Source organism: Gemmatimonadaceae bacterium (genome assembly GCA_020851035.1).
Lineage (GTDB): Bacteria > Gemmatimonadota > Gemmatimonadetes > Gemmatimonadales > Gemmatimonadaceae > JACMLX01.
On the sequence record JADZDM010000018.1, the window covers coordinates 1 to 5,135 of the forward strand.

Consider the following 5,135-nt stretch of genomic DNA (forward strand, 5'->3'; position numbering starts at 1 on the left):
CGCCCTCGACGTGCACGAGCGGCGTGCGGCCGATCGCCGGCGCGCCGAACGAACGCAGATCCGGGCGGTTGCCGCACGATTGCGTGGCGACGACCGCGTCCGCGGGTGTCGGGCCGTAGACGTACAAACTCGACTTGAGATCCAGCGCGAGCAGCCGCTGGCGACCCAAGTCATAGGCAGCTGCGATCGGGTACTCCGCGCCCACGTGCAAGGGAGAGCCAGGAAGGGCACTCCAATCGACTCCGTCCCACGCATATCCCGAGGAACCCTGCGGCAACAGGATCTGCGCCCGCACCGGATCATAGGCGAGGGACGCCCCGAACGTCTGCGGAGTCGTCATGGACCAGATCTGCACCCAATCGACGCCGTCCCATTCCCAGGTGTCCTGGAAAGTGCTCGAGGACATGGTCTGCCCGCCGTACAGCACGGTGCGCCCGCGCGACGGATCATGCGCGAGGCCGGGGGCAAAGCGGGGCAACGGTTGGTGCACAGGCGCCAACTGCGTCCAATCGACGCCGTCGTAGCTCCAGGTGTCGTCCAACTCCTGGGCCCCCCGCCCACCGAATAGCAGCACCTGGTTGCCGACGGTCGCCATCGCATGGAGCGAGCGCGGCGACGGCTGATGAGCTGGCGCGCGCTGCGTCCACCCAGTGCCGTTCCACGCCCAGGTGTCGAAGACCGGGCCGAGGTTGTCGTCGTCGCCACCGGTGAAGATCATCTCGGCGCCGAGCGCGGCCATGGCCGGGTACCGGCGCGGGCCAGGCCCCGCGGCCGAAACCAGGTGCCAGGCGCCGTCCCAGCGCCAGGTATCGGCACCGGCCCGCCCGCCGGCGAGTAGCACTTCGCCGCGCGTCGGGTCGTAGGCCATCGTCCCGCGCTGGTTCGGCTCCAGGTCGGTGAACACCGCGGTCCACGCCGATCCGTTCGCGCGCCAGACGTTGGCCTGGGCGTCGCCAGCGACGACGAAGAGGTTGGTGCCGTCGTCGTAGGCACCCTGGACCGGTTCGGCCGGCAGCTGGCCACGCGGTGCCCAGTTCGAACCGTTCCATCCCCAACAATCCTGGAGCGTGGCGATCGCGGTGTGACCACCGAGGGCCACCACCTGCTGGGTCGCCGGATCGTAGCCGAGCATCGTGCGGCGCGGCGACGGCGAGGTCCCTGGAGTGCTCTGCGCCCAACTCGTGCCGTTCCACTCCCAGGTGTCGCCGAGGAAGTTCTGAGCCGACGAATCGCTGCCACCGAACAGGACGACCCGGTTGCGCCCGGAGTCCATCACCATGCCGCAGCCGGTCCGCGGCGCCGGACGCACGGCGGGGCTGAGTTGCGCCCAACTCGAACCCGTCCAGGCAGTCATCGTATCGGTCTCACTCCACGGCGAGCCGATGCCACCAAACGTGATCACCTGGTTGCGCACGGGGTCGTACGCGAAGGTGGCGTAGTCATCCGGGGCCGGCGAAAAGGCCCCCGCCGCCAGCCGCCACCCGGCACCATCGCCTGTGAAGGTGCGAGGCCCCGTCGCAACGTTGATGGTGACGGCCACCCCGTGCCCATGGCCACGGTCGTAGACCGCGCCTTGGATCAGCGCGATCGAGTTGCTTGGCAGCCCATCCGGAGTGTGCTGCCGCCACCGCGTGCCGTCGAAGCTCCAGGTCCGCACCACAGGCCAGGGCGCACCTTCCTCGAAGCCGATGGCACGGCGATGGACCGTGTCGTAGTGGATGCCCACAAGGCCGCTGGGAGCGTCCTTCACCCGGCTCCAGCCACTGTTCTGGGCTGGGACGGCGAGGGCAAGCAGGGGCAACGCGAGGAGCGGCAGATATTGCGGACGGCAGCGGTGGCAGTCGATCATGGCGGGAGGCGTGTGGGACGCCTCTACCAATCAAACCGCATGCCGCGAGGTTGGGAACGACCTCGCAAGGCATTTCGAAGCGAAGCGTTACGCCACCGTGACAGCAGGCGTCGGTGCAGAGGCACCCTTCACCGCGCGTGCAGCAGCACCGGCAACGCCGCATGCCGCGGCGCCAGCGAATCAACCTGCAGGTTGCCCAGCCAGAACCCACCGGAATCGGGCCGCACCTGCACTTCGAAGTCGCCGCGCGGCAGGAACGCCATCACGCTCGGCAGCGCGTCGGTGAGCACCCGGTAACTGCCGAGCAGGCGCTTGCGAGCCGGTTGCCGCACCTCCACCTCGCATGGCTCGGCGCCCAGCGCCGCGAACCCCTGCAGCGCGAGCGTGGTGCGCACGGCGGGTTCGAGCCCGAACGGCAGTTCGGTGGTGCCGCCCGCGTCGATCCGGAACGGTTGCCCCGCGATCCACACGAAGTCGTCGCCCATCGCATAGAGCCGGTAGTCGCCGGGCGGCAGCGCCTGTTCGCCGAGCGCCCCTTCGCGCGCGCAGTAGCGCCGTTCGGGCTCGCCGCCGACGATCGAGACCAGGGCGCGAGCCGGCGTGCTGCCGTCCGGGTGGCGCAACGCGTAGCGGACGGTGCCAAACGGCCCCGCGCGCAGTTCGAGCGTGTGCTCGGCCTGCGCGCGCAGCACGACGTCGGTGGCACGCAGGCACGGCTGGTGCGGCGCCTGGCTCTCGACGAAGACCACGTAGGTGCCGGGCGCCAGCGGCCCCACGGCGAACCGACCTTCGGCATCGGTGCGCGCCGATTCCCAAGCGATGCCGCTGTCGCAACGCAGGAACACGCGCCCGGCCGCGAGTGGTTGGCCGTCGCCGCCGAGACAACGACCGCGCAGATGCGCCGAGGGTTGCCACGCAAACGGCACCGTGGCCACGAACGGCTCGCCTTGCGGCGATGTCGGGATGTCGTGCAGGGCGTGCCAGACCGGGTCGCCGCGGCCGCGCACCGTCCAGCGCGGCGGCGCTCCGTCGATGGCGACCACTTCGAAGCTGCCGTCGGCCGCGGTCGTGGTGTGCTGCTCGGCCTCGTCGAGCAGCGAGTCCGGGCTCGTCACACAGCGCACGCCGAAGTCGGCCGCCGGGGCCCCGTCGGGGAAGCGCAGCACGCCGCGCCGGCGCGGTGCCGGCGCCAGCTCGAGCACAAGCGGTGGGACCTCAGCATGCGAGGCGATCGACTGCCGCTGCGGTCGATGGCCGGGAGCACGCGCGCAGACCGCGCCGCTGGTCGCCCACGGCACTTCCAGGGCGAACTCGCCCATGGCGTCGGTGCGCAGGTCTGTGCGGTGGTTGCGATCGAGATCACGGTAGACCACTTCGGCCAACGCGCACGGCTGCCCCGCCGCGAGCACGCGTCCGGTGAGCCGCCGCGCCGCCGCGAGGTGCAGTTCCGTCGTGCTGATGCCGGTCGCAAGCACGGTCACGACCTGAACCGCCGGAGCGTGCCCGGCGGCGCGCGCGTGTACGCTATGTTCACCGGGAGGCAGCCACAGCGGTCCAAATCGGCCCCCGGCATCAGTTCGCACTACTTGCGTCGGCACCGTGAAGGCCACGACCCCACCGGGGAATGCGTCATCACTGTGTTCGGGCGTGCTACCGGCGGCGACCTGGACCCCGGCGAGCGGCCGCCCCGCCACATCGAGCACGCAGCCGACCAGGGCGCCCGCGGGCTGCAGTTCGAGCCGCAGCGGCTGGTCACCACCGCGCCATGGTTGCGGAGCGCTGAGCCCTGCGGCGCCAAACGCAGCCACCAAGGTGCCTGGCTGCACGTGGTCGATTCGGAACGTGCCCGCGGCGTCGGTCGTGGTCACAGCGCCACTGACCGCGGCCCCGTCGAGGGGGCTGCCGAGCCACACCTGCAGGTCGACGACGGGCCGTTCGAACGGATCGACTACGAAGCCACGCAGCGTCGAGCCCACCGCACAGCGCAGCGTGCAGATGCCGGCGCTGGCGGCGATCACTTCGTCGTGACCACGATCGCTGCGCACCCGCAGCCGCGGGCCCGGTAGCGTGGGCAGGTGCGCGCGGCCACGCGGATCGGTGACAAGTCGCGCGCGCGCCGGCAGCGCCGGTTGGCCCGCGAGCGGTTCGATGCAAAGGCCGACGTTGGGCAGCGGAGCACCCGTGGCGTCGAGCACGACGACGGTCAATCCCGCGGGGTCAGCTGCCTCCGGAACGGTTGGCGCCAGCACCGCGGTGCGGACGGCATCGGGACCAACGCTCGGCGCGGCGGCGGCGGTGTCGCGCAGTTCGTCGTGGGCTTGCGCCATCGGGGTGGAACGCGCTGGCGCGGCCCACCAGACGATGCTGCCTAGAACCGCCAGCGGTACTCCCACGAACGCCGCGAGTCGGAGCCGTGGCACGGCGCGCAGGCTGGCGGAGGCACTCGCCTCGGCGCCGCGGTTGCAAAACAACGCCAGCGCCAGCGGGAACAGGCCGCGCGGCAACTGCCGACGCACGTGTTGCAAGCCGCGGTGCAGGTGCACGCGCACCGTCACCTGCAGTCGGCCAAGCCGTTCGGCGACCGCGGCGGGTGGCAAACCGTGCAGCAGATGCAGTTCGAGCGCTTTGCGGTAACGCACCGGCACCGCGGCGATCGCTTCGCGCAACAGTTCGTGCACTTCGCCGGTGGCGACCTCGTCGATGGCTGGCGCGCCGCGGTCAGCACGTTCGCGGGCCCAGGCGTCGTGGTGGCGTTGGCGCCGCGCTTCTTCGCGCACGAGCGAAGCGCCCTTGCGAGCCAGAATGCCCCTCAACCACGGTTGCAGAGGCCGCGCGGCCTCGAAACTCGCGGCACGCTGCACCGCGGTCACCAGCGTCTCGTGCACGAGATCATCAATGCGATCGCGCGGCAGGCCGAGGCCGAGCGCGAAGCTCCGCAGGCCGGGCGAACAGCGGCGGAACACCGCATCGAGCGCCGCTTCATCCCCCTCGGCGAGGAAACGCAGGAACAGCTGTTCGGGGGATTCGGTCGACACGGTTGGGCGAAGCAGTAGAGCGGAGCAGTGGCGCGATGCGGCAGCTACAGCGTGATCGGAACCTGCACCGGCTCGGACACCGCGACCGTCGGATAGTACGTGAACCACGCGAAGGTCACCGTGGTGCCGACCAGACTCGCCGGCAGCGGCACCTGCGTGTCGAAGCGCGCGAACGCGTCACCGTCCGGTGGCAACGTGCCGAGGAACCCCGGCAGTGCCGGGCTGCCGAGCGCGCCCGCGAGGATGCCGAG

Annotated in this window: 3 protein-coding genes; all 3 read right to left on the reverse strand. The window is 71.0% G+C overall.

Annotated features, from left to right (window positions below; all coding sequences use genetic code 11):
- Positions 1-1,849, reverse strand: a 1,849-nt coding sequence (locus IT355_12020; GenBank protein MCC7053980.1) for a hypothetical protein, incomplete at its 3' end; no start/stop codon positions are given.
- A 128-nt stretch (positions 1,850-1,977) separates the two neighbouring features.
- The gene (locus IT355_12025) at positions 1,978-4,884 is read right to left on the reverse strand and encodes a sigma-70 family RNA polymerase sigma factor (GenBank protein ID MCC7053981.1); all 2,907 of its coding nucleotides are present in this window, start codon (positions 4,882-4,884) and stop codon (positions 1,978-1,980) included.
- 44 nt (positions 4,885-4,928) lie between these two features.
- On the reverse strand, positions 4,929-5,135 hold a 207-nt coding region (locus IT355_12030; protein MCC7053982.1), incomplete at its 5' end, for a hypothetical protein.